This is a genomic window from Pseudomonas sp. Irchel s3h17 (genome assembly GCF_900187505.1).
Classification (GTDB): Bacteria; Pseudomonadota; Gammaproteobacteria; order Pseudomonadales; family Pseudomonadaceae; genus Aquipseudomonas.
Genome location: NZ_FYDL01000002.1, coordinates 324,190 through 346,636, shown reverse-complemented (window position 1 = coordinate 346,636; position 22,447 = coordinate 324,190). Strand labels below are relative to the sequence as shown.

Genomic DNA, 22,447 nt, shown 5'->3' with positions numbered 1-22,447 from the left:
CCGGAGCGGGCACGTTCAGCAATTCGGACAGGGCATCCGGCTGGCTCTTGAACGCCTTGGCAAACACATCGCGGTTTTTCGCCATGTAGATCCCGGCTTCTTCGACCTGCTGTTCGGTCAGGGACGGAACGGCTTTTTGCAATACTTCAGCCAGCAATTCGGCCAGTTCGAGCATTTTGTCATGACGGTCAGCTTCGGCTTTATCCATGAACAAGCGCTCCAGATCTCGGCTGCTGCGGTATACCACTTCGACGGCCATTTACCACCTCACATGCCTTCACATTAGTTGTCTTTTACGACTACTGTATTTATATACAGCTAAAGGATAAGCGAATCCCTGCGCTTTGGGTAGTGGCATTTTTAATGTAGACGTGTTTGCGGGTTTGTCTCCCAAGAACAATGCTGTCCCTTGCATAATGTTTAAAGTAGTGCGGCTAATGGTTTGGGATATGGCTGGTTATCAATAATCATCATTGTTTGGTATCGCGATATTTTCACTCGCTAGCGCTGCATTAATCGAGTCTGCACAGTAGGTCGCGTCTGTAAGAATATGCCATATTTGCCGTAGTCCAAGACCATTCCTGAATGGTGAACGGTAGAAATGTATTGTCCCGTGCGGGTTTTGTATGAGACTGTTTTTTAGTCGATAGTAAGTGGGCATATCTAAGTGTATCTTTGCAAGGAAATGAGCTATGGATGATCTGATGTGTGCGCGGACGAGCGATAAATATCAACAGTTCTCCAATGAGGCAGAGCAGGATGCACTCTTTATAAGGGAGCTCGCTTTACATACTCCGTTGATAAGGCTTTCTTGGCTCAGTACTGCGACGCGTGTTGTTTGGGCGAAACTTGAATGTAATCAGCTGACCAACTCATTCAAGATACGCGGTGCTTACAACGCCATCAGGAAGTTATCTCCGGATATTCCTCTGTTTACCGCGTCTGCCGGCAATCATGGGCTGGCAGTTTCCTATGTGGCCCAGCATTTGGGACGGGCTTGTACGGTCTATGTTCCCGTCAACGCATCAGAGTTGAAACTGAGAAGGCTGGTTGATAGCGGGGCGCACGTCGAGGCCGCGGGAAAAGACCTGTTCGAGGCTTCCGAGATCTCCAGGAAGCAGGCGGAGAAACAAGGAGGTGCATTTATATCTCCATTTTCGAATGCTGATGTAATAAAGGGGCAGGGGAGCCTGGGAGTCGAGATATTGGAAGAGGCCGTTATCGAGTTCGATAACGTTATTATTCCTCTCGGTGGTGGCGGACTCCTGGCAGGGGTAGGGGCGGTATTCAAAGCCCGAAGTCCGCATACACGTGTATTGACCGTGCATCCAAAGATATTCAACCGGGACTTGGACAACGTATCGGTAGACGCCTTGAAGAAAGGAGTCTATCCGACAATCGCTGATGGCTTGGCTGTGCAGCACTGTGAAGATGATATTGCATTGCGAGACTTTATTTTGCCTTTGATTTCTTTGAGTATCGCGGTTGCGGAGCAGGATATTGAACGGGCCATTGTGGCGTTGCTGCACAATGAAGGTGTTTTGTCCGAGGGCGCCGGTGCCATCTCCTTGGCGCCGCTGCTTGCTGATCCGCAAGGTCAAGTCGTTAAAGGCAACACGTTGGTGATCATCAGTGGAGGCAATATATCAACTTCCACGCTGATGAAGTGTGTAGCAACCCATGAAAAAGATGGCGCGTCTGCCACGTTGCTTGGCCACCAGTCCGCCAAATTGATCGCCGAGACTCAGAGGAATCTGCCAATACATTATGAGGTTGTACGGGAGGCGCTCGTTACAGAGAGCAAGGACTTTTGGTTCGATTTGCTCAATCAGTTGACGATCAAGTTCGAAAGGCTGATTGCCGATGTTGAACGACATCAAGAATTTGCGATGATCGAGGGGCTTTCACTTGAGCAGGACAGTATCAACTATGTTTTGGGCCGTTCCCACACTACGTTGGCCCGTTTAAATGAAGTCAAGGGTCAGGGGTTGTCCCACTCCTCGGCCAGCCATCGCTATCGCCTGATGATTCAAGAGTACTCCTTTTTGCGAAACAGCCTGGCGTGGTGCAGCGCCAGTAACGATCAAAGCGGTTGCGTCATGTTCTTCGATCCACAGGAAAACAGTGGCTCGGCGGTAAACTATGATCGGTACGGCTCCATGCTTCTGCGAGAAGTAGAAATCAATCTTTTGCAGAGCCTGGGATTCAACAGTAATAAAAACGACTTGTTGTTGGTGTCCTCAGGTCAGGCCGCCTATACGGTGATTGAAAGCTTTCTGTTAGGAAGCGTTTTTCAGCCGGGCGTCAAGGTAGTTACCTCTCCCTACATCTACTTCGAGGCATTGGAGCAGCTGCAGCGTCTGCAGCACATAGAATTGATTCGCTCCAGTTCATGGGAGCTTGATGCGCTGGTGGAGCTGGTCGGCAGCTCGGATGCCAGCGTTATATTCCTCGATCCATTGGCCAATCTTGGAGACATGAACATCCTGGATTTGAAAGCCCTGGCCAACAAAATGGCGGTACACGACTGGCGGCATAAATGGCTAGTGATAGACGGTACGATGGTCTCTGGCGGTATTGAAATTTTCGACATGTTTTCTGCCGAAAACCACCCGGCCGTTCTCTATTACGAGAGTGGCAGCAAATATCTACAGTTCGGTCTGGACATGCAGATGGCGGGCGTTGTGGTCAGTACCAAGAAGCATATCGCCAGTTTGGCGACTCATCGCAGAAATACCGGTGGAGTGATGTACCAGTCTGCGGTGACGAAATTTCCAGAGTATGACCGACAGATGTATTTGAGCAGAATGCGGTTATTGAGCCGAAACGCTCAGATATTTACTCAAGGCCTGCAAGGTAACGACTATCTTATGGCTCGAATTGATCTGGCATACCCATGGCGCTGGCGTGAACTGGGTTGGCAACATGGAGGAGGTGTAGTTGCCATTTCGATGAAGGCCCCCGGTCTCAATAATCGAGCTTGTCTTGATGGTTTTATTGGTCTGTTACTGCAACGTTGTCGAGAAAACCATATCCCTATAACCAAGGGCGTCAGTTTTGGATTTGCCATTACTCGGGTGTCAGCCGCAGCTGCGATGGCAGACAATATGCCTCCGTTCCTGCGTTTTTCCATCGGTGAGGAAAGTACTCAACACATGCAGAAACTGGTGAGTACGGTAGCTCTCACCTTGAGCGATTACTTGAGCTACTTTGATGGCGAAGCGATTTGAGCCTTATCTGGAGACAGGGATATGTCAGTTTTTGAAAGCGTTGAGTTAACGGCTAACCGGGTTGCTGGTTTTTCTGGCGGTTATAACAACAAACTGCTGGATGATTTACAGCAGCGCTTGGCAACGTATGTGGCCGGTGATGCTTCGGCTATTGAAAGTGATGAAAAAGTCTTGTTGGATTTGCTGGAAAGTGAGTTGACTTCAGCATTCGTCGAAAAGCACGAGGAAAGTTTAGCCTCGGTCCATTTTTTGGCTAACGAGTTGCTTCGTCGTCGTTATCTTTTACTCGATGATGGGCTCGAGATGTCGCCGCTGATGTTTAAAATACAGCAGCGTATCATGCAGGCACAGTTACAGAGTGATCTGGCGTCGCTGTGTGATGAAAAGCTACCCGCGACGGAGGGAGAATTCAAAGAGTGGTTTCAAGTAAAATGCGCACAATACAAACACTCTCCTCACCCACTGTTTGAATATATTGAACATGATGCGTCATTGGCCGAGTACCGAAGCTTTATCCAGACTGAAGCCGGGGTGCATGTCTCCTTCGACGATGTTATCGCACTTGCACAAGTCGGCGTTCGAGGCAGCCCGAAACTTGAGTTTTTCGATAACTTCCAGGATGAGTTGGGAAGCAGCGATCCTGGCAAGTTTCATTTGACTATGTTTGGTCGTTTGGTGTCTGCCTTGGAAATCAACACAGTCCGTCAGAGCACTATTGCTTGGCAAGCCGTGGCGTGCGGTAACTATATGTTGTACCTGGCACATTTCAGAAGCCTGTACCATTACTGTGCCGGCTACCTTGGCTTTCTGGAAGCGTTGACGCCAAAACGGTTCTCCAGCATTGCCAAGGGTGGCGCGCGACTGGGTTTGTCTGAGCATGTATTGGCTTATCATTATGATCATTCGGAGCTTGACGTCAAACACGCGGAAGGTTGGCTTGATAACATCATGCTTTCTGAAATAAGGGATAAAGGCGCCGACGTCGCCCGGTTGTTTGCCTTGGGTGTACTATTGCGTGAGCTCGTATCAAAACGTTATTGGGATGCCATTCTCAATACGTTTTTAGCTACCAAGTAGTTGGGAGATTGCAATGACAGGAAGTGTGATATTTGTCGAAGCAAGTCAAACCGGCGCGGGTGAAGTCGCGTGCCGTTATGCTCGGCAGCAAGGTTATGACGTTATTTTGCTGTGCCGCGAACCGGACGCCTACCCGCAGGCCATCTCTCAACATTGTCAGGCCATTGTGAAGGTGGATACGTCCGACCTTGCCTTAATGGTCGAAGCGGTTGGTGCGTTGACGGAACAATCGAAAATAAGAGCAATTATTACGACTAGCGATTTTTTCGTTGTACAAACTGCAGAACTGGCCATGCGCTATGGGGTGCCGACCAATGAGCCCTCGGTTGTGCGGCGATTCAGAAACAAATTCCAGATGCGCGAAGCCATCAACCGTATCGCGCCGTCACTTAATCCCGCCTATCGCCTGGTGAGTCGCTTGGAAGAGGCTCAGGAATTTGCTCAAGAAGTTGGTTTCCCTTTTATTGCAAAACCGGTCAATGGCAATGACAGTTTATATGTGAAAAAAATCAATGGGCAAGCGGACCTCAACAGCTATCTGCAGGCTCGTCAAGGCTGGGGGCGAGATGCCTCAGGGCAGGATTTCGAAAACGGTACGTTGCTGGAAGCCTTGGTCGGTGGAGAGGAGTTTTGTCTTGATCTCCTGAAACCACTCAATAAAAAGTTCATTGTGATGGGTGCTTTCAGGAAAATAATTACCAAGGGTGATGGAACAAACTTTATAAAAATAGGCGCCAGTTTCCCATCCTCTGACGATGAAACGATGTTGTTGTTTCGGCATATAGCTCCGGTTTTGAAACAGCTGGGCTTTGCTGTCGGCGCTGTTAACGTCGACTGCAAAATTGTTGGTGGGGAGGTCAAGATTCTGGAAGTTAATCCACGTTTGGTAGGCGATCAGATGGGTAGCCACATGATTGAGCTCGCCACGGGTGAAAACCCGGCTCATGCGATCGTTGAACTGGCTCAAGGAAAATCCATCGAATGGAATCCTTCTGTCAACGGAGGCGTTGCGATCCATCGTGTGACGATGCCTGAGGCTGGCTTTTTTCTAGGGCTTGAAAATGAACATGAAATGAGAAGCCGCCCAAGGGTGGAGAGTGTTCAGGTTCTTGGCGAAATCAATAAGTGGTACGAGCCGGCAGCGTCTAATCAAGGGGTCATCGGTTCGATCATCGTCTCTCATGAGTCGGCAGAGCAAGCCATGATGTTGGCCGTGTCACTGGCCAGAACGGCAAAAGTACGATTGTCCAAAAGCAGGCATGAAGACACCGTACATGTTGCTACTCCATCCTCTAATTAACTGATTGAAAAAGATGATTCGAACTTTGCCACGATCGGTACAACTCCAACTGTTGGCGACGCTGCTGAATAGCGCTGGGGGTATCGTCAAATTGTTTATGCCGTTGTACTTCCTCGAGGTATATGGGTATGACTTTTCTACTATCGCTTGGCTCATGGCTGCTTATGGCGGCGGATGTATCCTCGGGGCTTATGTCGGTGGCGCGTTATCGGAGCGTCTGGACTCACAATGGACGACCGGGATCTCTTTGCTGTTGAGCGGTGTTTTTGCCGTTACGCTGGTATTGACCCCACCCTTTGCACTGTTACTGATCGTGGTGCCCTTGGTAGGCATTTTTGACGGTGCGTTTCGTCCAGCCAACTTGCGCCTGGTGATGGAGGGGAGTCCGCAAGAGCTACAAGCGCGTGTGCAGGGTTTGCATCGAGTGGTATTCAATCTGGGAGTCGCCCTCGCAGGCCTGCTGGCCGGAACACTGGTCGGCTTTGGATACGGCTACGTGTTTCTGTTTCAAGGATTGCTGAATTTATTTGGCAGCTTTTTATTGCTCGGCTATGCCCTGAAACATGCCGTAGGACTCTGGCAGCTTGCGAGCATTGCGGCGACGCAGAAAGACACAGGGGATTTTGCAGTGGGTTCGCCTTGGAGAGACGGTTTTTTCCTTGTCTTCATTCTTGGTCAATTGCTGGCCTTGGGCATATTCGATCAGATGTATGGCACATTCGGGATTTTCTTGCGTGAGCACGTTGATGCCGGTCCTCATTGGATCGCCTATCTGTTTTCCATGAATGCGCTGCTGGTAGTGGTATTGCAGTTGCCCGTGAGCCGATGGATCGAGCGACATGGAATCGTCATCGCCTCACGCCTGGGTATTTTGCTACTCGGTGGGGCTTTCCTCATTCTGAATATGGGCAGCCATATCATCTGGGCGGTATTGACCATGTTGGTGATTACCGCCGCCGAGTTGCTGTTGACGCCTGTCTGGACACTGTCGGTAATGAACCGCTCTCAAGGGCGTCAACGCGGCAAATACCTGGGTATATTCAGCGCCGCATGGTTAGGTCACTCGCTTTATGGTCCCGGTGTGGGGGCATGGTTATACGGAGCCTATGGTGGCTTTACCTTATGGTGGATATGCTGGGGTACGGGCGTGTTGGTATTCATGCTGCATTACTCGACAGTCTCCAAGCTATGGACAGAACCGGGAACCAGTCCAAAAGAGCAGACATCTCTCGCCAATTAACGGCCTGAGAGGCGAGCGTTGTCGTTGGCATGAAAAAGGCCCTGAGCCATTTGACTCAGGGCCTATTCAATTCGGGTGTTGCTTACTTGGCGGGCTTGGCGGCTTTCGCGGGCTTGACCGGCTCCGCTGCTTCAGTCGCTTCGGCTACTTCAGCTACTTCAGCGGGCACGTTCAGCAATTCGGACAGGGCATCCGGCTGGCTCTTGAACGCCTTGGCAAACACATCGCGGTTTTTCGCCATGTAGATCCCGGCTTCTTCGACCTGCTGTTCGGTCAGGGACGGAACGGCTTTTTGCAACACTTCAGCCAGCAATTCGGCCAGTTCGAGCATTTTGTCATGACGGTCAGCTTCGGCTTTATCCATGAACAAGCGCTCCAGATCTCGGCTGCTGCGGTATACCACTTCGACGGCCATTTACCACCTCACATGCCTTCACATTAGTTGTCTTTTACGACTACTGTATTTATATACAGCGAAAGGATAAGCGAATCCCTGCGCTTTGGGTAGTGGCTTTTTAATGTAGACGTGTTTGCGGGTTTGTCTCCCAAGAACAATGCTGTCCCTTGCGGGAGTGGGTTTGCCCGCGAAGGTGTGGGTAAATGCAATGCGGAAGTGTCCAGTCGCAATCCATTTTCATCTCACTCCATAGCCGCTGGCCTTTTTTCTGCATGCAGAACAACCGTCACGTCGAACCCGCATCATCCGGTCGAGCCGACCTAAGGAAGAACCACCGTGAAAATCAATTGGGCGGAGCGACTTCGCCAGAACGTGCATGAACTGGCCGAGTCCCTGGGCAATCTGTTCGTTGAAACCTTCCATTACCTGGCGCTGTTCGCCATCGGCGCGGTGACGGCCTGGGCGGCGGTCATGGAGTTTCTCGGCATGATCGAAGAGGGACACATCAAGATCGATGACATCTTGCTGCTGTTCATCTACCTGGAACTGGGGGCGATGGTCGGGATTTACTTCAAGACCAACCACATGCCGGTGCGTTTTCTGATCTACGTGGCGATCACCGCACTGACCCGCCTGCTGATCTCCAACGTCTCGCACCACAACCCGCCGGACCTGGGCATCATCTACCTGTGTGGCGGGATTCTGTTGCTGGCGTTTGCGATTCTGGTGGTGCGTTATGCCTCTTCGCAGTTCCCTTCGGTGAAGATCGAACACCCGCAGCGCAAGATCGGTGCGGGTTCCAGTGAGCATCTGGAAGTCGAGAAGGGCGAGCTTTAATGCCGGGCTGACTCTGGCAGCGGGGCCTTGCGTATCGATGTCGGCAGCCTGTGGTTGTCGCCGTCGGTCATGGTTTCGAGAATCGCCACGGCGCTATGGCCCTGTTCGATGGCAATGCCGAACTGAATGCTTTGCACCAGGCGCTTGAGGCGCTTGGGGTCATTGCGTTGTTCGGCGCTGATCATCCGTTTGGCGACGATTCGGCCGGTGTTGGACAGGGTCAGCATGATGCCGCCGTCCAGCCCTTGAATGCTCAGGTTGACCTGATAGTCCGGGGCAAAGGTGTCGGTTATCAGTTGGAAAGGGTTATCCATGATGCGTCACCGCTTGATTGGATCGTGCAGTCATTGACCGGTCGAGATCAGGATTGGTTCGCTTTTCCAGACCATCGGCAAGCCGTTCGCGAAAGCTCGAACGACTTCCATGTCGCTCGACCCTTGGCAAAGCAAAGGGCATGCCGGGCGTTCCCGGGCACCGCAGAACCGGCAATAAAAAGGCGAGCCCACAGGCTAATGCCGATCAGTTAAGCCAAAGACCAGCCGAACATAGTACCCGTGGCGAGGGAGCTTGCTCCCGCTGGGCTGCGTAGCAGCCCAAAAACAGGGCCGCTTTGCGCCCCAGCGGGAGCAAGCTCCCTCGCCACGGGTTTCGTGTTCGGCTTTATTTCTCTTAACTGACTGGCATTAAGCCCACAGGCTCGCCTTTTTGGTTTCTGGTCCGTTTCAGGGCATGACGGAAAAGATGATCGCAGACAGTGCGATCAGGCCGATCAGCACCACGAACACATTCGAGAGTTGACCCGAATACTGGCGCAGGGGTGGTACGCGCCGAATGGCATACATCGGCATCAGGAACAGCAGGCAAGCGATCACCGGCCCGCCGAGGGTTTCGATCATGCCCAGGATGCTCGGGTTGAAGGTGGCGACGGCCCAGCAACTGAGGATCATGAACAACGCGGTGGCGCGGTTCAGCCAACTGGCCGACATCGCCCGGCCACGGCTGCGCAGGCTTTTCACGATCAGGCCCTGGAAGCCTTCGCTGGCGCCGATGTAGTGGCCCAGGAAGGACTTGGTGATTGCCACCAGCGCGATCAACGGCGCGGCATAGGCAATGACCGGGGTCTGGAAGTGGTTGGCCAGGTACGACAGGATCGAGATGTTCTGTGCCTTGGCGGCCGCCAGGTCTGCCGGTGACAGGGCCAGTACGCAGCTGAAGCAGAAGAACATCACCGTCACCACCATCATGCCGTGGGCGACCGCGAGAATACCGCTGCTCTTTTGTTCGGCCTGGGCACCGTAGCGCTGTTTCTGATCGACGGCGAAGGCCGAGATGATGGGCGAGTGGTTGAACGAGAACACCATCACCGGGATCGCCAGCCACAGGGTCTTGAGAAACACCGACATGGGCATGCCGTCGCCGGCCGAAGCAAAGAATGCACCGTTCCAGTTCGGGATCAGGCTCACCGCCAGCAACAGCAGTGCGGCGACGAACGGATAGACCAGCACGCTCATGGCTTTGACGATCACGCCCTGGCCGCAACGAACGATGGCCATCAGCCCCAGAATCAACGCCAGCGACAGCAGCGCGCGCGGTGGCGGGGTCATGTGCAGTTGGTGTTCCATGAAGCTGCCCAGGGTGTTGGTCAGCGCCACGCTGTACACCAGCAGGATCGGGAAGATTGCAAAGAAGTAGAGCAGGGTGATCAGCTTGCCGGCGCCGATGCCGAAGTGTTCTTCCACCACGTCAGTGATGTCGCCGGAACGCCCCGACAGCACGAAGCGGGTCAGGCCACGGTGGGCGAAGAAGGTCATCGGGAAAGCCAGCAGCGCCAATACCAGCAACGGCCAGAAGCCGCCGACGCCGGCGTTGATCGGCAGGAACAGCGTGCCCGCGCCGATGGCCGTACCGTACAGGCCAAGCATCCAGGTGGTGTCGTGCTTGCTCCAGCCTTTGCGGGTTGTTGCGGTGTCGCGGGTGACGTCTACAGCAGGATTTTCAGCAGCAGGTGTACGTACATCGGTCATCGTTTTTGCCTCGTTATTATTCTTGCTCGGGCTCACGTGGGGCAGGTCACCTGAAGCGACCTGCCAGGGTGGTCAGGGAATGCTCGTCAGCATTCCACCCAGCTGACAGCCAGGCCGCCCCGTGAAGTCTCTTTGTATTTGTCGTGCATGTCGGCACCGGTATCGCGCATGGTGCGGATGACCCGGTCCAGGGAAATGAAGTGTTTGCCGTCGCCGCGCAGGGCCATCTGGGTGGCGTTGATCGCCTTCACTGCGGCAATCGCGTTGCGCTCGATGCACGGCACCTGGACCAGCCCGCCGACCGGGTCGCAGGTCAGGCCGAGGTTGTGTTCGAGGCCGATTTCGGCGGCGTTTTCCAGCTGCTCGGGGGTGGCGCCCAGCACTTCGGCCAGGCCGGCAGCCGCCATGGCGCAGGCGGAACCGACTTCGCCCTGGCAGCCGACTTCGGCACCGGAGATCGAAGCGTTTTTCTTGCACAGGATGCCCACGGAAGCGGCTGCAAGGAGAAACGCCACCACATCATCGTCCGAGGCGTCGGGGTTGAACTTCATGTAGTAGTGCAACACCGCCGGGATGATCCCGGCCGCACCGTTGGTAGGCGCGGTGACCATGCGTCCGCCAGCGGCGTTTTCTTCGTTGACCGCCAAGGCGAACAGGTTCACCCATTCCATCGCCGAGAGGGTCGAACTGATGACGTTCGGCTTGCCGATTTCCAGCAGGCTGCGGTGCAGTTTTGCCGCGCGACGTGGCACGTCCAGGCCACCGGGCAGTACACCTTCGTGGCTCAGGCCTTGCTCGACGCACTCGCGCATCACCGACCAGATATGCAGCAGGCCCTGGCGGATTTGCGCGTCGCTGCGCCAGGCCCGTTCGTTGGCCATCATCAACTCGGCTACCCGCAGGCCGTGCTGGTTGCACAGCGCTAACAGTTCAGCGGCGCTGGAGAAATCGTACGGCAATACCACGTCGTTGGCCGCCGACACGCCGGAGTCGACTTCGGCTGCTTCGACGATAAAGCCGCCGCCCACCGAATAGTAGGTTTGCTCGAACAAGGGGCCGGACTCGCCAAAGGCGGTCAACGCCATGGCGTTGGGATGGTAGGGCAGGCTTTCATCGAGCAGCAGCAAATCGCGCTGCCAATCGAAGGCGATGCTCAGGCGCCCGGCCAGCAGCAGTTCACCGCGGTCACGCACCTGGGCAATGCGCGCAGGGATGCTGGTGGGGTCGATGCTGTCGGGCCATTCGCCCATCAGGCCCATGACGCAAGCGCGGTCGGTGGCGTGGCCGACACCGGTGGCGGAAAGCGAGCCGTACAGACGCACTTCCACGCGCCCGACCTGCCCCAGCAGACCTTGGTCAAACAACGATTGGGCGAAGGTGGCGGCGGCGCGCATCGGGCCGACGGTGTGAGAGCTGGACGGACCGATACCGACTTTGAAGAGATCGAAAACACTGATAGCCATGCTAAAGCCTTACAAGCAATGGAGTAGGAATCGCTGCCATTTTTTGTAGGACAAGCGCAATGTCGGCGATACTGCCTACCTCGGTCAGCACTGACCAACGAAACTTCCTAAGACAGGCTTTAGTAGGACTAAACGATGAGTCGTCAATTTCATGCCCAGACCTACGTCTGGCTGCATGTGTTTTCCTGTGCGGCGCGACACTTGTCGTTCACCCGTTGCGCCGAAGAGTTGCACATCACCCCCGGGGCCGTGAGCCAGCAGATTCGCCAACTGGAAGAGCGCCTGGGGTTTCGCCTGTTTCATCGCCGCGCGCGGGGCGTCGAGTTGAGCGCCGAGGGCCAGCGCCTGGCGATCACTGTCAACGAGGCCTATGGCAGCATCGACGCGGAATTGCGTCGGCTGGACGCCGGCATGATCAGCGGCATTCTGCGCTTGCGCTCCATCCCTTCGTTTCTGGGCAAATGGCTGACCCCGCGCCTGCCACGCTTGCAGCAGCGTTATCCGGATATCCAGTTGCGCCTGGTGGCCGAGGACAGCAGCGTGGCGCTGCACGAAGGCGACTTCGACCTGGCGATCGACCTGAACGACGGTAGCTACCCGGGGTTGTTATCCACAACTTTGCTCGATGAACAGATTTTCCCGGTCTGCGCGCCGAGTTTGTTGCGTGGCCGGCCACCGCTGCACGGGCCGGCGGATCTGGTGCACTTTGCGTTGTTGCACGACATCACCGCCTGGCGCGGCAGCTATGAGTATGCGGAGTGGGAGTTCTACCTGAATGCGATCGGCTTCGACGGTGCCGACGTACGGCGTGGCCATACGTTCAATCGCAACCACCTGACCATCGAGGCCGCGATTGCCGGCATGGGCGTGGCCATTGCCCGGCGAACCTTGCTCAACGACGAACTGGAGCGTGGCACGCTGATCGTGCCCTTTGGCGTCGCCGTGCCCAACTACAAGCGTTATGTGCTGCTGTATTCACCAGGGGCGCTGAGCCATCCGGGGGTGCGCGCGGTGCATGACTGGCTGGTGGAGGAGGCGGAGATCTTTCGCGGGATGCACCCGTTGGGCGAGGGGCCGCCATGAGGTTTTTTGGCTGCGTTGCAGGGCTACCGAACTCCCGACCTTAACAGCGCTTTTGCCGGTTGTCCGACTTTTTTTGCGTATGAATATTTATCTTTTTTTAGGGGTTGAATTGTTTCTCCGTCTGCCCAACTCTGTAAGTAAGAGGTCACGGTCATTCAGGTTTCAACGCTACACCGGACCTCTCGCGAGTTAGCTGAAATAAGGGATGAACTATGCAAATCCAAGTCAACAGCGATAACCATATTCAAAGCAGCATCCGACTGGAGGAGTGGGTACGTACTACCATTGAGAGCGCGCTCGAACGATATGAAGAGGACCTGACACGGGTCGAGGTTCACCTGCGGGACGAGAACGGCGATAAACCCGGTCCACACGATATGCGCTGCCAGCTTGAAGCGCGGCCAAAAGGCCATCAACCGGTATCCGTGACTCATAAAGCCGAAAATCTGGAACTGGCCATCGAAGGGGCGGCCACCAAGCTTGAACATGCGCTGGAGCATCTGTTCGGCAAATTGCGCGGTAAACGCGCCACCGTGACACCCATCCAGTCTGGTGCTCACGCCGATGCACTGCTTGAAGAAGAATTTCTCGAGAACGAACAGGCAGCGCTCAATGGCTGATGCCTGAAACACGTCTACCACCCCAATGTAAACGGGCCTGCAATTGCAGGCCCGTTTTGTTTTTGGGGTCTGTTGATACCGTGCTGGTGTTCCATGAACCCACGGCGTAACCCCCGCCCGACGTGCCTTGGCACTGTTCCTTGATCAGTCTGTTTTTGCATATGAGAATATTTATCATTACTATTGATCCTCGTTGACCCTGTGCAGGCATGGACCGCGCGCAGGTTTCCCCAAGGCTTCAAGGACGAAACATGAAAAGCCTCCCCATTTCCTATCGTATGGCCGTCACTTCCCGGGTGCTGGCCGCACTGCTGGGTGGATACATCCTGGCAGCGTTGGCCAGTATCTGCATGGGTCTCTGGCTCCCGATGCCCCGCGCTGAAGCCGTCCTCAGTGGCATGATGACCTCGTTCCTGGTCTACCTGGTGGCGGTGCTTTGGTGCTTTGCCTGCCGTAGCGCCTGGCAGGCATGGTCCGGTGTGATGGTGCCCAGCCTGGTGTTGGCGGCCCTGATTGGCCTGGGTTACTGGCTGGGCCAGTCATGAAGGAGGGCTTTCGTCAGGCCATGGCCTGGTTGCACACCTGGACCGGGTTGGTCTTTGGCTGGCTGCTGTTTGCGATTTTTCTGACGGGTACCTTGTCGTACTTCAAGGACGAGATCAGTCACTGGATGCAGCCGGAAGTTCCGTTGCGCTCGGTCAGCACCGAGGCCAGCCTGACGTTGGCGCAGGATTACCTGCAACAACACGCGGCGGGTGCCGGACGCTGGGTGATCAGCCTGCCCAGTGCCCGCGACCCTGGCCTTTCAGTGTTCTGGCAGGCGCCGGGCAACGAAGGCCGACGCGGCAATCGCGAGCAACGCCAACTCGATCCGCTGACCGGTGAACTGATCCAGGCCAGGGACACCCGCGGCGGGGACTTCTTCTACCGCTTCCACTTTCAACTGCAGATGCCGCACCCGTGGGGCCGTTGGTTGTCGACGACGGCGGCCATGCTGATGCTGGTGGCGCTGATCACCGGGATCATCACTCACAAGAAGATCTTCAAGGACTTCTTCACCTTCCGCCCGCGCAAGGGCCAGCGCTCCTGGCTCGATGGGCACAACGCGGTGGGGGTGCTGGTGTTGCCGTTTCACTTGATGATCACGTACAGCAGCCTGGTGATCTTCATGTCGATGGTGATGCCGGCAAGCATCCTGGTTGCCTACAACGGCGATAGCGGCGCGTACTTCAATGAACTGTTCCCGGAGTCCGACACTCCGTCGGCAGTTGGCAAGCCCGGTCAATTGCAGCCCTTGGCATTGTTCGTGGAGCGCGCCGGCAAGTACTGGTCCGGTGGGCAGGCCGCGGCAGTGACGGTGAGCAACCCCGGCGACCTCAAGGCCTCGGTGAGTGTCATGCGCAGCAGTGACGACCGGGTGGTGTATGACTTTGGCAGCAGCCTGTCGTTCGATGGCGTCAACGGCCAGTTGCTCACGGTGCAGGCGCAGCCGGCGATGCCGATGGCGTTCGTGGGCAGTTTCTATGGCCTGCACCTGGGGCGCTTCGCCGGGCCGGTCTTGCGCTGGCTGTACTTCATTTGCGGCTTGGCCGGTACCGCGATGATTGGCACCGGGCTGGTGATCTGGCTGGGCAAGCGTCAGTTGAAACACGCCAAGAGTGGTGTGATGCCGTTTGAGCTGCGCCTGGTGCAAGTGCTGAACATTGCCAGCATGGCTGGCCTGCTGATCGGCGTGGCAGCGTTCTTCTGGGCTAACCGTCTATTGCCGGTGAGCTTTGCCGAGCGTTCGACCTGGGAAGTGAACAGCTTCTTCATCGCCTGGGGATTAAGCGTGTTGCATGCAGCGTTGCGCCAGGGCCGTGCGGCCTGGATCGAGCAATTGGCGTTGGCGGCGTTACTGTTCGCCGGCCTGCCGTTGCTCAACGCACTGACCACTACCCGGCACCTGGGCGTGTCCATTGCCCAGGGTGACTGGGCAATGGCCGGCTTCGACCTGACCTGCCTGGGCAGCGGATTGTTTCTGAGCTGGGCCGCCTGGAGGATGTGGCGCTCAGGTCAGGCCAATGGCGTTGTCCCGACCCACACCGCGCGCGCACGTCGGACCACGCTTGAACAGGAGATGAACTGAATGCTGCTGCCCTTGCTCTTGTGCTACGGCGGGTTCACCGCGTTGTGCCTGTCGATGGATCGCCATCACCGAGACCTGCTCGGACGTCCACCGTCGCCTCGTTTACGTCAGCTGTTGCAACTGGCGGGATGGTCGTTGCTGGCATTGTCATTGTGGGCGGCGGTGACCGCCGCTGGCTGGAGCCTGGGATTGGTGGAGTGGTGCGCGGTCCTGATGCTCAGCGGGTTATGGCTGGTGTTGCTGCTGCCCTATCGCCCGCGCCTGGTCATGCTCATGGCGGGACTGGGGTTGCTGGCCAGCCCGGTTGCCGTGTTCGCCCGGTTTTAGTTGAACCTGCCCTTGATGATCACCGCACCCTCTGAATCGCAGGGCGGGAGACGAGGCTACCGAGCTCCGGGAGCGGATCAGCGCAAGAACGCCTGGCGGTACTCGCCAGGTGTTCCATGCATGGCCTGGCGAAAGCGGTGGGTGAAATGGCTGGCGCTGGCAAATCCACAGGCCAGTGCAATCTCGCCCAGCGGCTGCCGGGTACTGCGCAGCAGCTGCCGGGCATGGGCCAGGCGGCGGGCCAACAGGTATTGATGAGGCGGCAGGCCGAAGCTCTCGCGGAACATTCGCGCGAAGTGGTATTCCGACAGTGCGCACATCCCCGCTAACTGACCCAGGCTGATGGGCTCGGCCAGTTGGCTGTCGATGTACTCGACCAGTTGCCGGCGTTGGTGCGCGGCCAATCCCCCCTTGAGGCGCACACCCTGGCGCAGGCCAACCTGATTGAGCAGGGTATGGCTGAGCAGTTCGTGTGCGAGGCTGCTGGTCAGCAGGCGTTCGCCAGGCTCATTCCAGTTCAACGCAATCAACTGGCGAAAGCGCCCGGCCTGCTGTGCATCGTCCAGGAAAGTGCTTTCCTGCAGTTGCAGCGCGCGAGGTTCGCGGTCGAGCAAGGTGATGCAGCCGAGGGCGAATTGTTCAGGACTGAAGTACAGGTGTGCCAGGCGGATTTCACCATTGATCACCCAGGCCGATTGATGCTCGGCGGGCAATACGCAGAGTTTGCCCGGGCCGCCCTTGGTACCGGGCTGTTCACGGCGAAAGGTTCCGGTACCGCCGGCAATGTAGCAGGAGAGGGTGTGATGCCCCGGCGCTTCATAGTCCTGGGCGTCATGATGATTGCTCCACAGGGCTGCAGCCATGCCGTCACCGAGCTCGGCGCTGTGCTCCAGACGAGCATTGGGCGAGCGGTTGAGGGCTTGAAAGACTTGCAGGGTTTCCAGTGCGGGCATGATCGGTTCTCCAACGCCTGCATCCTACTCCGAAGGCCTTGCCGTGCCAGCCCGTCCGCCGACAAAAGCGCAAGTTTATGCAAGCGCGCTGGGGGTTCGGGCGACAGACTGAAGGCCATCTTCAGGAGTGACCGTCATGAACCTTTCGTTATACCTGCTGACCGTGCTGATCTGGGGTACCACCTGGATTGCCTTGAAACTGCAATTGGGAGAGGTGGCCATTGCCGTGTCCATTGTCTACCGCTTCGGCCTGGCGGCTCTGGTGTTGTTCGTGATGCTCTTGCTGAGCCGCAAGCTGCAGGTGATGAATCGGCGTGGGCACCTGATCTGCGTGGCGCAGGGTTTGTGCCTGTTCTGCATTAACTTCATGTGTTTCCTCAGCGCCAGCCAGTGGATTCCCAGTGGTCTGGTCGCCGTTGTGTTTTCCACGGCAACGCTGTGGAATGCATTGAATTCACGGCTGTTCTTCGGCCAGAAAATTGCCCGCAATGTGTTGATGGGCGGAGCGTTGGGCCTGTGCGGGCTGGGCTTGCTGTTCTGGCCCGAAGTGGTCGGTCACACGGCCAGCCCGCAAACCCTGCTGGGGCTTGGCCTGGCATTGCTGGGTACCCTGTGTTTTTCGGCCGGCAACCTGTTGTCGAGCCTGCAACAGAAAGCCGGTCTCAGGCCCCTGACGACCAACGCCTGGGGGATGGCCTACGGCGCGGCGATGCTGTCGATGTATTGCCTGGTCAAAGGCATCCCTTTCGATATGGAATGGAATGCCCGTTACATCGGCTCGTTGTTGTACCTGGTCATTCCAGGGTCGGTCATCGGCTTCACGGCGTACCTGACCCTGGTCGGGCGCATGGGGCCGGAACGTGCGGCGTATTGCACGGTGCTGTTTCCCGTGGTGGCGCTGAATGTGTCGGCCGTCGTCGAGGGCTATCAGTGGACGCTCCCTGCATTGGCAGGGCTGGTACTGGTGATGCTGGGGAACGTGCTGGTGTTCCGTAGACCCGGGACAAAGGTCAAGCCAGTGACTACCCGATTGGCATGAGGCTGGAGGGAGTCAGTTATCGTTGTCCAAGGTCAGGTATATCAGTGCGGGAAACATGTATTCAATATTACTGCGTGCCCAGTCGAAGGCCTCTGACTGGGCGGAATATTCAAGATCAAACCACTCGTTTAGAATAATGACGTATATAAAGTAGTAAACAAAGATGGCGGTGACCAGACCAAAAACGGCAAACTTCTTCGCCCCTTTGAACTCTTTTCGAGAGGCATTCATTTTTCGACAGAGCTTATAAACCCCGAGCAGGCAAAAAGCAGTGTAGATGGTTTCCAGGGTGATGATCATCCAGTAGAAACGATGGTGGAACAGGCCTGAAGTGACGGCCCGGTAGCGTCGGGACTCGTTTCCTTCGGTCGTGCTCATGCTCAGGATCTGCCCGATGTACTCGTAATAGGCCGTGTAGTCGGTGAAGTTGTTAACCAGCGTCGTCAGGCCGAATGTTCCGACCATTAAGACAATCAGTATTTTGCTCCGCCTGATCGTGCAGGCGGTGGTGATGTTACTCATGCGCGTGACTCCGAATTCAAGTAGTGACTTGTGCGGTTGTATAAGTTTCCGGAGTCTATAGCGCGTATGCGTAAGTTTGTTGCTAACTCATTTGCAAGTTATGTCCCCTGTTGCGGTTCGACAAGCAGTGAACCGCAGGAAAGCGGTGGGCGAACGGCAGGTTGTTGCAAGTCACCCATCCTGACTTCTTGACAGTGGAGCGTATCGCCAGGTTTCAGCGCTTCCACACCTGTGGATTGACCAGGTCCTGCGGTCGCTCACCCAACAGCGCACTGCGCAAGTTGGTCAAGGCGCGATTGGCCATGGCGTCGCGGGTTTCATGGGTGGCCGAGCCGATATGGGGCAAGGTCACGGCATTCTTGAGCTGGAACAACGGCGACTCGGCCAGTGGCTCCTTCTCGTAGACATCCAGGCCCGCGCCGCGGATCCGATTGTTTTGCAAGGCCTCGATCAGCGCCGGTTCATCGACGACCGGGCCACGGGAGATGTTCACCACAATGGCGCTGGGCTTCATCAGCGCCAGTTCACGGTGGCTGATCAGGTGCCTGGTTTTTTCACTCAGTGGCACCACCAGGCAAACGAAGTCGGCTTCGGCCAGCAGTTGGTCAAGGCTGCGAAACTGCGCGCCCAGTTCTTGTTCAAGCGCGCTTTTACGGCTGTTGCCGCTGTACAGGATCGGCATGTTGAAGCCCAGGCGACCGCGCCTGGCAATGGCTGCACCGATGTTGCCCATGCCGACAATGCCCAGGGTCTTGCCGTGCACGTCGCATCCAAATAGCGGGGCACCGACGCTGGCTTGCCATTGTCCGGCCTTGGTCCAGGCATCCAGTTCCGCGACACGCCGGGCGCTGCTCATCAGCAGGGCGAACGCCAGGTCGGCGGTGCTTTCGGTCAGCACGTCCGGGGTGTTGGTGAGCATGATCCCGCGTTCGTTGAAGTAGGCCAGGTCATAGTTGTCGTAGCCAACCGACACACTGGACACTACTTCCAGTTGGCCGGCGTTTTCCAGTTGGGCACGGCCGAGCTTGCGCCCGACGCCGATCAAGCCGTGGGCGTGGGGCAAGGCTTCATTGAACTGTGCGCTGATATCGCCCTGCTTGGGGTTGGGCACGATCACGTTAAAGTCGTGTTGCAGGAACTCGACCATATTGGGCGAGATACGGCTGAAGGCTAGAACGGTCTTTTTCATCGCAGGAAGGCTCGTCAGGCGGAGGAGAATGCCAAGCAAGCTAACATCTTGCACGGGGGGAGTGCGAGGGCATCAACCTGATGCTCATCCGGCTGAACACCGAATGTGTGGCAAGGGGGCTTGCCCTAATGCCAGTCAGTCAAGTGAACGCCGACCCGCGTAGGAGCGAGCACGCTCGCGATGGACGTTAACGATAACGCACGTTTTCTGATTGAACGCGTTGCTCTTGAGTTCATCGTGAGCACTCGAGCGTCGACCGGCGGCTCCTACAAATGCGACCTCATCTCCTTCACTGTTCGGCATTGGCGAATGCCCCTCGCCACACTGGATCGCATTCAGTTCGCTACGCGAACCCCACCCAGGCTGCCACTCAATTCATAGGCGGCCAGCTCCGACTGGTGGGCCGCCAGGATCTCCGGCAGCGAGCCGCGCAGGTACTCGACCCAGGTCTTGATCTTCGCATCCAGGTACTGGCGTGAAGGGTAGATGGCGTAGAGGTTCAGTTCTTGCGAGCGGTAATTGGGCATGACCCGCACCAGGCTGCCGTTGCGCAGGCCTTCGATGGCGGCGTAGACCGGCAGGACGCCGACGCCCATGCCGCTGATGATTGCGGTTTTCATGGCATCGGCCGAGTTCACCAGGAAGGGCGAGCTGTTGATGGTGACCATCTCCTGGCCTTCAGGGCCGTCGAACAACCACTTCTCCAGCGGAATCACCGGACTGACCAGGCGCAGGCAGGCATGGTTCAGCAGGTCGCTGGGCTTCTGTGCACAGCCGTTGGCTTTCACATAGGCCGGCGAGGCACAGACGATGCTGTAGGTGATCCCCAGGCGTTGCGAGACGAAGCCGGAGTCCGGCAGTTCACTGGCCAGCACGATGGAGACGTCGTAGCCCTCGTCCAGCAAGTCCGGGACGCGGTTGGCCAAGGTCAGGTTGAACGTGACATCGGGATGGGTCTTGCGATAGCGGGCGATCGCATCGATCACGAAGTGCTGACCGATCCCGGTCATGGTGTGCACTTTCAGTTGCCCGGCCGGGCGGGCATGGGCGTCGCTGGCCTCGGCTTCGGCTTCCTCGACGTAGGCCAGGATCTGCTCGCAGCGCAGCAGGTAGCGTTTGCCAGCTTCGGTCAGGGCAATGCGGCGGGTGGTGCGATTGAGCAAGCGGGTTTGCAGGTGGGCTTCCAGATTGGAGACCGCGCGCGAGACGTTGGCTGTCGTGGTATCAAGCTGCACGGCGGCGGCGGTAAAGCTGCCGGCTTCGGCGACGCAGCTGAAGGCGCGCATGTTTTGCAAAGTGTCCATGGGGAACTCTCGGGGGCGATGGCAAATTGTTACACAAAGTTGCAGCTTTTTTACAGGCGACTTAAGGATGCCACCCAGGGATTATCTCGTTAACGGTAACAAAGATTCACAGGATTCCCGGCTTATCGCCGCACAGGGCCCCCCCTAGAATTGCGCCGATTGGAAATCCCCCCCTCCTCAGGAATTTGCAGCAGTGCCGCGTCGCATCAGCAGAGAGTTGAAGACTCTCAGTGTTTGGGCTTTATCGTTAGCAATCAGCGGCTGCATCGGAACCGGAGGTATTGCCCCACAGGGCAAGGCACTCGATGCCAATACATTGGCCGCCGACGAGGCCATTCAGAGTGCGGCCAAGGACGCCCACTGGCCCACCGCACAGTGGTGGCAAGCCTATGGCGATCCTCAGTTGAACGCCTGGGTCGAGCTTGCCGTACAGGGTAGCCCAAGCATCGCCATGGCGGTGGCGCGTGTGCGCCAGGCCCGGGCCATGGCCGGGGTGGTCGAGTCCGCCGAGTCGTTGCAGATCAATGGCGACGCAACCCTCAAGCGCCACAACTGGCCTACCGATCAGTTCTATGGCCCGGGTGAGCTGGCCAATAGCACCACCTGGGACAACAATGCCGCGCTGGGTTTCAGTTATGCGCTGGACCTGTGGGGGCGGGAAAGCAATGCCAGCGAGCGTGCCGTGGACATGGCCCACATGACTGCCGCGCAGGCGCGCATGGCGCAACTCGAACTGCAGAACAACGTGGTACGCGCCTACATCCAGTTATCGCTGCATTACGCCCAGCGTGACATCGTCGCGGCAACGCTCGCCCAGCAACAGCAGATTCTCGATCTCGCGCAAAAGCGCCTGGCCGGTGGCATCGGCACCCATTTCGAAGTCAGCCAGGCGCAAACCCCGCTGTCGGAAACCCATCGGCAACTGGATGCCCTGGACGAAGAAATCGCCCTGGCCCGCAACCAGCTCGCCGCGCTCGCGGGCAAGGGGCCGGGGGAGGGCGCGCGCCTGCAACGGCCAAGCCTTTCGCTGGCGACGGCATTGAAGCTGCCATCGGCCCTGCCGGCGCAATTGCTTGGCCAGCGTCCTGACGTGGTTGCCAGCCGCTGGCAGGTGGCGGCCCAGGCGCGCGGCATCGATGTGGCGCACGCCGGCTTCTACCCCAATGTCGATCTGGTCGGCAGCCTTGGCTACATGGCTACCGGCGGCGGGGCGCTGGAGTTCCTGACCGGCAAGAAGTTCAACTACAACGTTGGGCCTGCCATCTCCTTGCCGATCTTCGATGGTGGCCGATTGCGCTCGCAACTGGGCGAAGCCTCGGCGGGCTACGACATGGCCGTGGCCCACTACAACCAGACCCTGGTCAATGCGCTCAAAAGCATCTCCGACCAATTGATTCGCCGTGAGTCCATGGACAAGCAGCAGGAGTTCGCAACCGAGTCGGTGGTGGCTGCGCAGAAAACCTACGACATCGCCATGGTCGCTTTTCAGCGCGGCCTTACCGATTACCTCAACGTGCTCAATGCCCAGACGCTGTTGTTCAAACAGCAACAGGTGCAGCAACAGGTCCAGGCGGCACGCTTGAGTGCCCACGCCGAACTGGTCACCGCCCTGGGAGGCGGGCTGGGTGCCGGCCACGATGTGCCGGCCGATGGCGAAGTCCAGGCACCGAGCACTCCGGCCATTCTCTCTGCCTTCGATCACTGAACGGGACAT

20 protein-coding genes and 1 pseudogene are annotated in these 22,447 nt (G+C 57.1%); 12 read left to right on the top strand and 9 right to left on the bottom strand.

Annotated elements, in window-relative coordinates; all coding sequences use genetic code 11:
- Positions 1-259: YebG family protein (locus CKW25_RS03610; protein ID WP_095077739.1), on the bottom strand; the 259-nt coding region annotated here is incomplete at its 3' end.
- 433 nt (positions 260-692) lie between these two features.
- Here CKW25_RS03610 and CKW25_RS03605 point away from each other — a divergent pair.
- From CKW25_RS03605 to CKW25_RS03590, 4 genes are read left to right on the top strand one after another with little or no spacing between them, the layout of a single operon-like run.
- Positions 693-3,230 (top strand): pyridoxal-phosphate dependent enzyme, encoded by a 2,538-nt coding sequence (locus CKW25_RS03605; RefSeq protein WP_095077738.1) that lies wholly within the window; start codon positions 693-695, stop codon positions 3,228-3,230.
- Positions 3,231-3,251: 21 nt separating this feature from the next.
- Entirely contained in the window at positions 3,252-4,307 is a 1,056-nt protein-coding gene (locus tag CKW25_RS03600) for an iron-containing redox enzyme family protein (RefSeq protein WP_095077737.1), read from the top strand.
- A gap of 13 nt (positions 4,308-4,320) precedes the next feature.
- Complete coding sequence (locus CKW25_RS03595; protein ID WP_095077736.1) at positions 4,321-5,607, top strand: ATP-grasp domain-containing protein; 1,287 nt, start codon at positions 4,321-4,323, stop codon at positions 5,605-5,607.
- A 13-nt stretch (positions 5,608-5,620) separates the two neighbouring features.
- The gene (locus CKW25_RS03590) at positions 5,621-6,847 is read left to right on the top strand and encodes an MFS transporter (protein WP_095077735.1); all 1,227 of its coding nucleotides are present in this window, start codon (positions 5,621-5,623) and stop codon (positions 6,845-6,847) included.
- A 175-nt stretch (positions 6,848-7,022) separates the two neighbouring features.
- Here CKW25_RS03590 and CKW25_RS03585 read toward each other — a convergent pair.
- Positions 7,023-7,262 (bottom strand): annotated as a pseudogene (locus tag CKW25_RS03585) (YebG family protein); the annotation flags it as partial.
- A 318-nt stretch (positions 7,263-7,580) separates the two neighbouring features.
- Between CKW25_RS03585 and CKW25_RS03580 the strand changes: the two are divergent.
- Positions 7,581-8,081, top strand: a complete 501-nt coding sequence (locus CKW25_RS03580; protein WP_095077733.1) for a phosphate-starvation-inducible protein PsiE — start codon at positions 7,581-7,583, stop codon at positions 8,079-8,081.
- Here CKW25_RS03580 and CKW25_RS03575 read toward each other — a convergent pair.
- The 3 genes from CKW25_RS03575 to CKW25_RS03565 all read right to left on the bottom strand — a co-directional run bounded on the left by CKW25_RS03575 (position 8,078) and on the right by CKW25_RS03565 (position 11,568).
- Positions 8,078-8,395, bottom strand: a complete 318-nt coding sequence (locus CKW25_RS03575) for a DUF3509 domain-containing protein (protein WP_095077732.1) — start codon at positions 8,393-8,395, stop codon at positions 8,078-8,080. The two genes, CKW25_RS03580 and CKW25_RS03575, sit on opposite strands and share 4 nt — an antisense overlap.
- Before the next feature lie 408 nt (positions 8,396-8,803).
- On the bottom strand, positions 8,804-10,105 hold the full coding sequence (locus tag CKW25_RS03570) for a serine/threonine transporter (RefSeq protein WP_095077731.1): 1,302 nt from the start codon (positions 10,103-10,105) through the stop codon (positions 8,804-8,806).
- Between the two features lie 86 nt (positions 10,106-10,191).
- Positions 10,192-11,568 (bottom strand): L-serine ammonia-lyase, encoded by a 1,377-nt coding sequence (locus CKW25_RS03565; RefSeq protein WP_095077730.1) that lies wholly within the window; start codon positions 11,566-11,568, stop codon positions 10,192-10,194.
- A gap of 135 nt (positions 11,569-11,703) precedes the next feature.
- Here CKW25_RS03565 and CKW25_RS03560 point away from each other — a divergent pair, with 135 nt between their 5' ends.
- From CKW25_RS03560 to CKW25_RS03540, 5 genes are all read left to right on the top strand, one after another.
- Positions 11,704-12,651 carry a LysR substrate-binding domain-containing protein gene (locus tag CKW25_RS03560; RefSeq protein ID WP_095077729.1) on the top strand — a complete coding sequence of 316 codons (948 nt, stop codon included), beginning with the start codon at positions 11,704-11,706 and terminating at the stop codon, positions 12,649-12,651.
- 212 nt (positions 12,652-12,863) lie between these two features.
- Positions 12,864-13,271, top strand: a complete 408-nt coding sequence (locus CKW25_RS03555; RefSeq protein WP_095077728.1) for an HPF/RaiA family ribosome-associated protein — start codon at positions 12,864-12,866, stop codon at positions 13,269-13,271.
- Positions 13,272-13,522: 251 nt separating this feature from the next.
- Positions 13,523-13,816: a DUF3649 domain-containing protein gene (locus CKW25_RS03550; protein WP_095077727.1), complete on the top strand. Its 294-nt coding sequence runs from the start codon at positions 13,523-13,525 to the stop codon at positions 13,814-13,816.
- Positions 13,813-15,399, top strand: coding sequence for a PepSY domain-containing protein (locus CKW25_RS03545; RefSeq protein ID WP_095077725.1), 1,587 nt, complete (start codon positions 13,813-13,815; stop codon positions 15,397-15,399). Before CKW25_RS03550 ends, CKW25_RS03545 begins: the two co-directional genes overlap by 4 nt.
- Positions 15,400-15,726: a DUF3325 domain-containing protein gene (locus CKW25_RS03540; RefSeq protein WP_095077723.1), complete on the top strand. Its 327-nt coding sequence runs from the start codon at positions 15,400-15,402 to the stop codon at positions 15,724-15,726.
- A gap of 77 nt (positions 15,727-15,803) precedes the next feature.
- Here the strand turns inward: CKW25_RS03540 and CKW25_RS03535 are convergent, their stop codons facing one another.
- Entirely contained in the window at positions 15,804-16,679 is an 876-nt protein-coding gene (locus tag CKW25_RS03535; protein WP_095077722.1) for a helix-turn-helix domain-containing protein, read from the bottom strand.
- Positions 16,680-16,815: 136 nt separating this feature from the next.
- Here CKW25_RS03535 and CKW25_RS03530 point away from each other — a divergent pair, with 136 nt between their 5' ends.
- Positions 16,816-17,718, top strand: coding sequence for a DMT family transporter (locus CKW25_RS03530; protein WP_095077720.1), 903 nt, complete (start codon positions 16,816-16,818; stop codon positions 17,716-17,718).
- Between the two features lie 12 nt (positions 17,719-17,730).
- Here CKW25_RS03530 and CKW25_RS03525 read toward each other — a convergent pair whose 3' ends face one another.
- From CKW25_RS03525 to CKW25_RS03515, 3 genes are all read right to left on the bottom strand, one after another.
- The gene (locus tag CKW25_RS03525; RefSeq protein WP_095077718.1) at positions 17,731-18,240 is read right to left on the bottom strand and encodes a DUF2165 family protein; all 510 of its coding nucleotides are present in this window, start codon (positions 18,238-18,240) and stop codon (positions 17,731-17,733) included.
- A gap of 214 nt (positions 18,241-18,454) precedes the next feature.
- Complete coding sequence (locus tag CKW25_RS03520; protein ID WP_095077716.1) at positions 18,455-19,429, bottom strand: D-glycerate dehydrogenase; 975 nt, start codon at positions 19,427-19,429, stop codon at positions 18,455-18,457.
- 335 nt (positions 19,430-19,764) lie between these two features.
- Positions 19,765-20,733, bottom strand: coding sequence for a LysR family transcriptional regulator (locus CKW25_RS03515; RefSeq protein ID WP_095077715.1), 969 nt, complete (start codon positions 20,731-20,733; stop codon positions 19,765-19,767).
- 193 nt (positions 20,734-20,926) lie between these two features.
- Between CKW25_RS03515 and CKW25_RS03510 the strand changes: the two genes are divergently transcribed.
- On the top strand, positions 20,927-22,438 hold the full coding sequence (locus tag CKW25_RS03510; protein WP_095077713.1) for an efflux transporter outer membrane subunit: 1,512 nt from the start codon (positions 20,927-20,929) through the stop codon (positions 22,436-22,438).
- Positions 22,439-22,447: the final 9 nt, after the last annotated feature.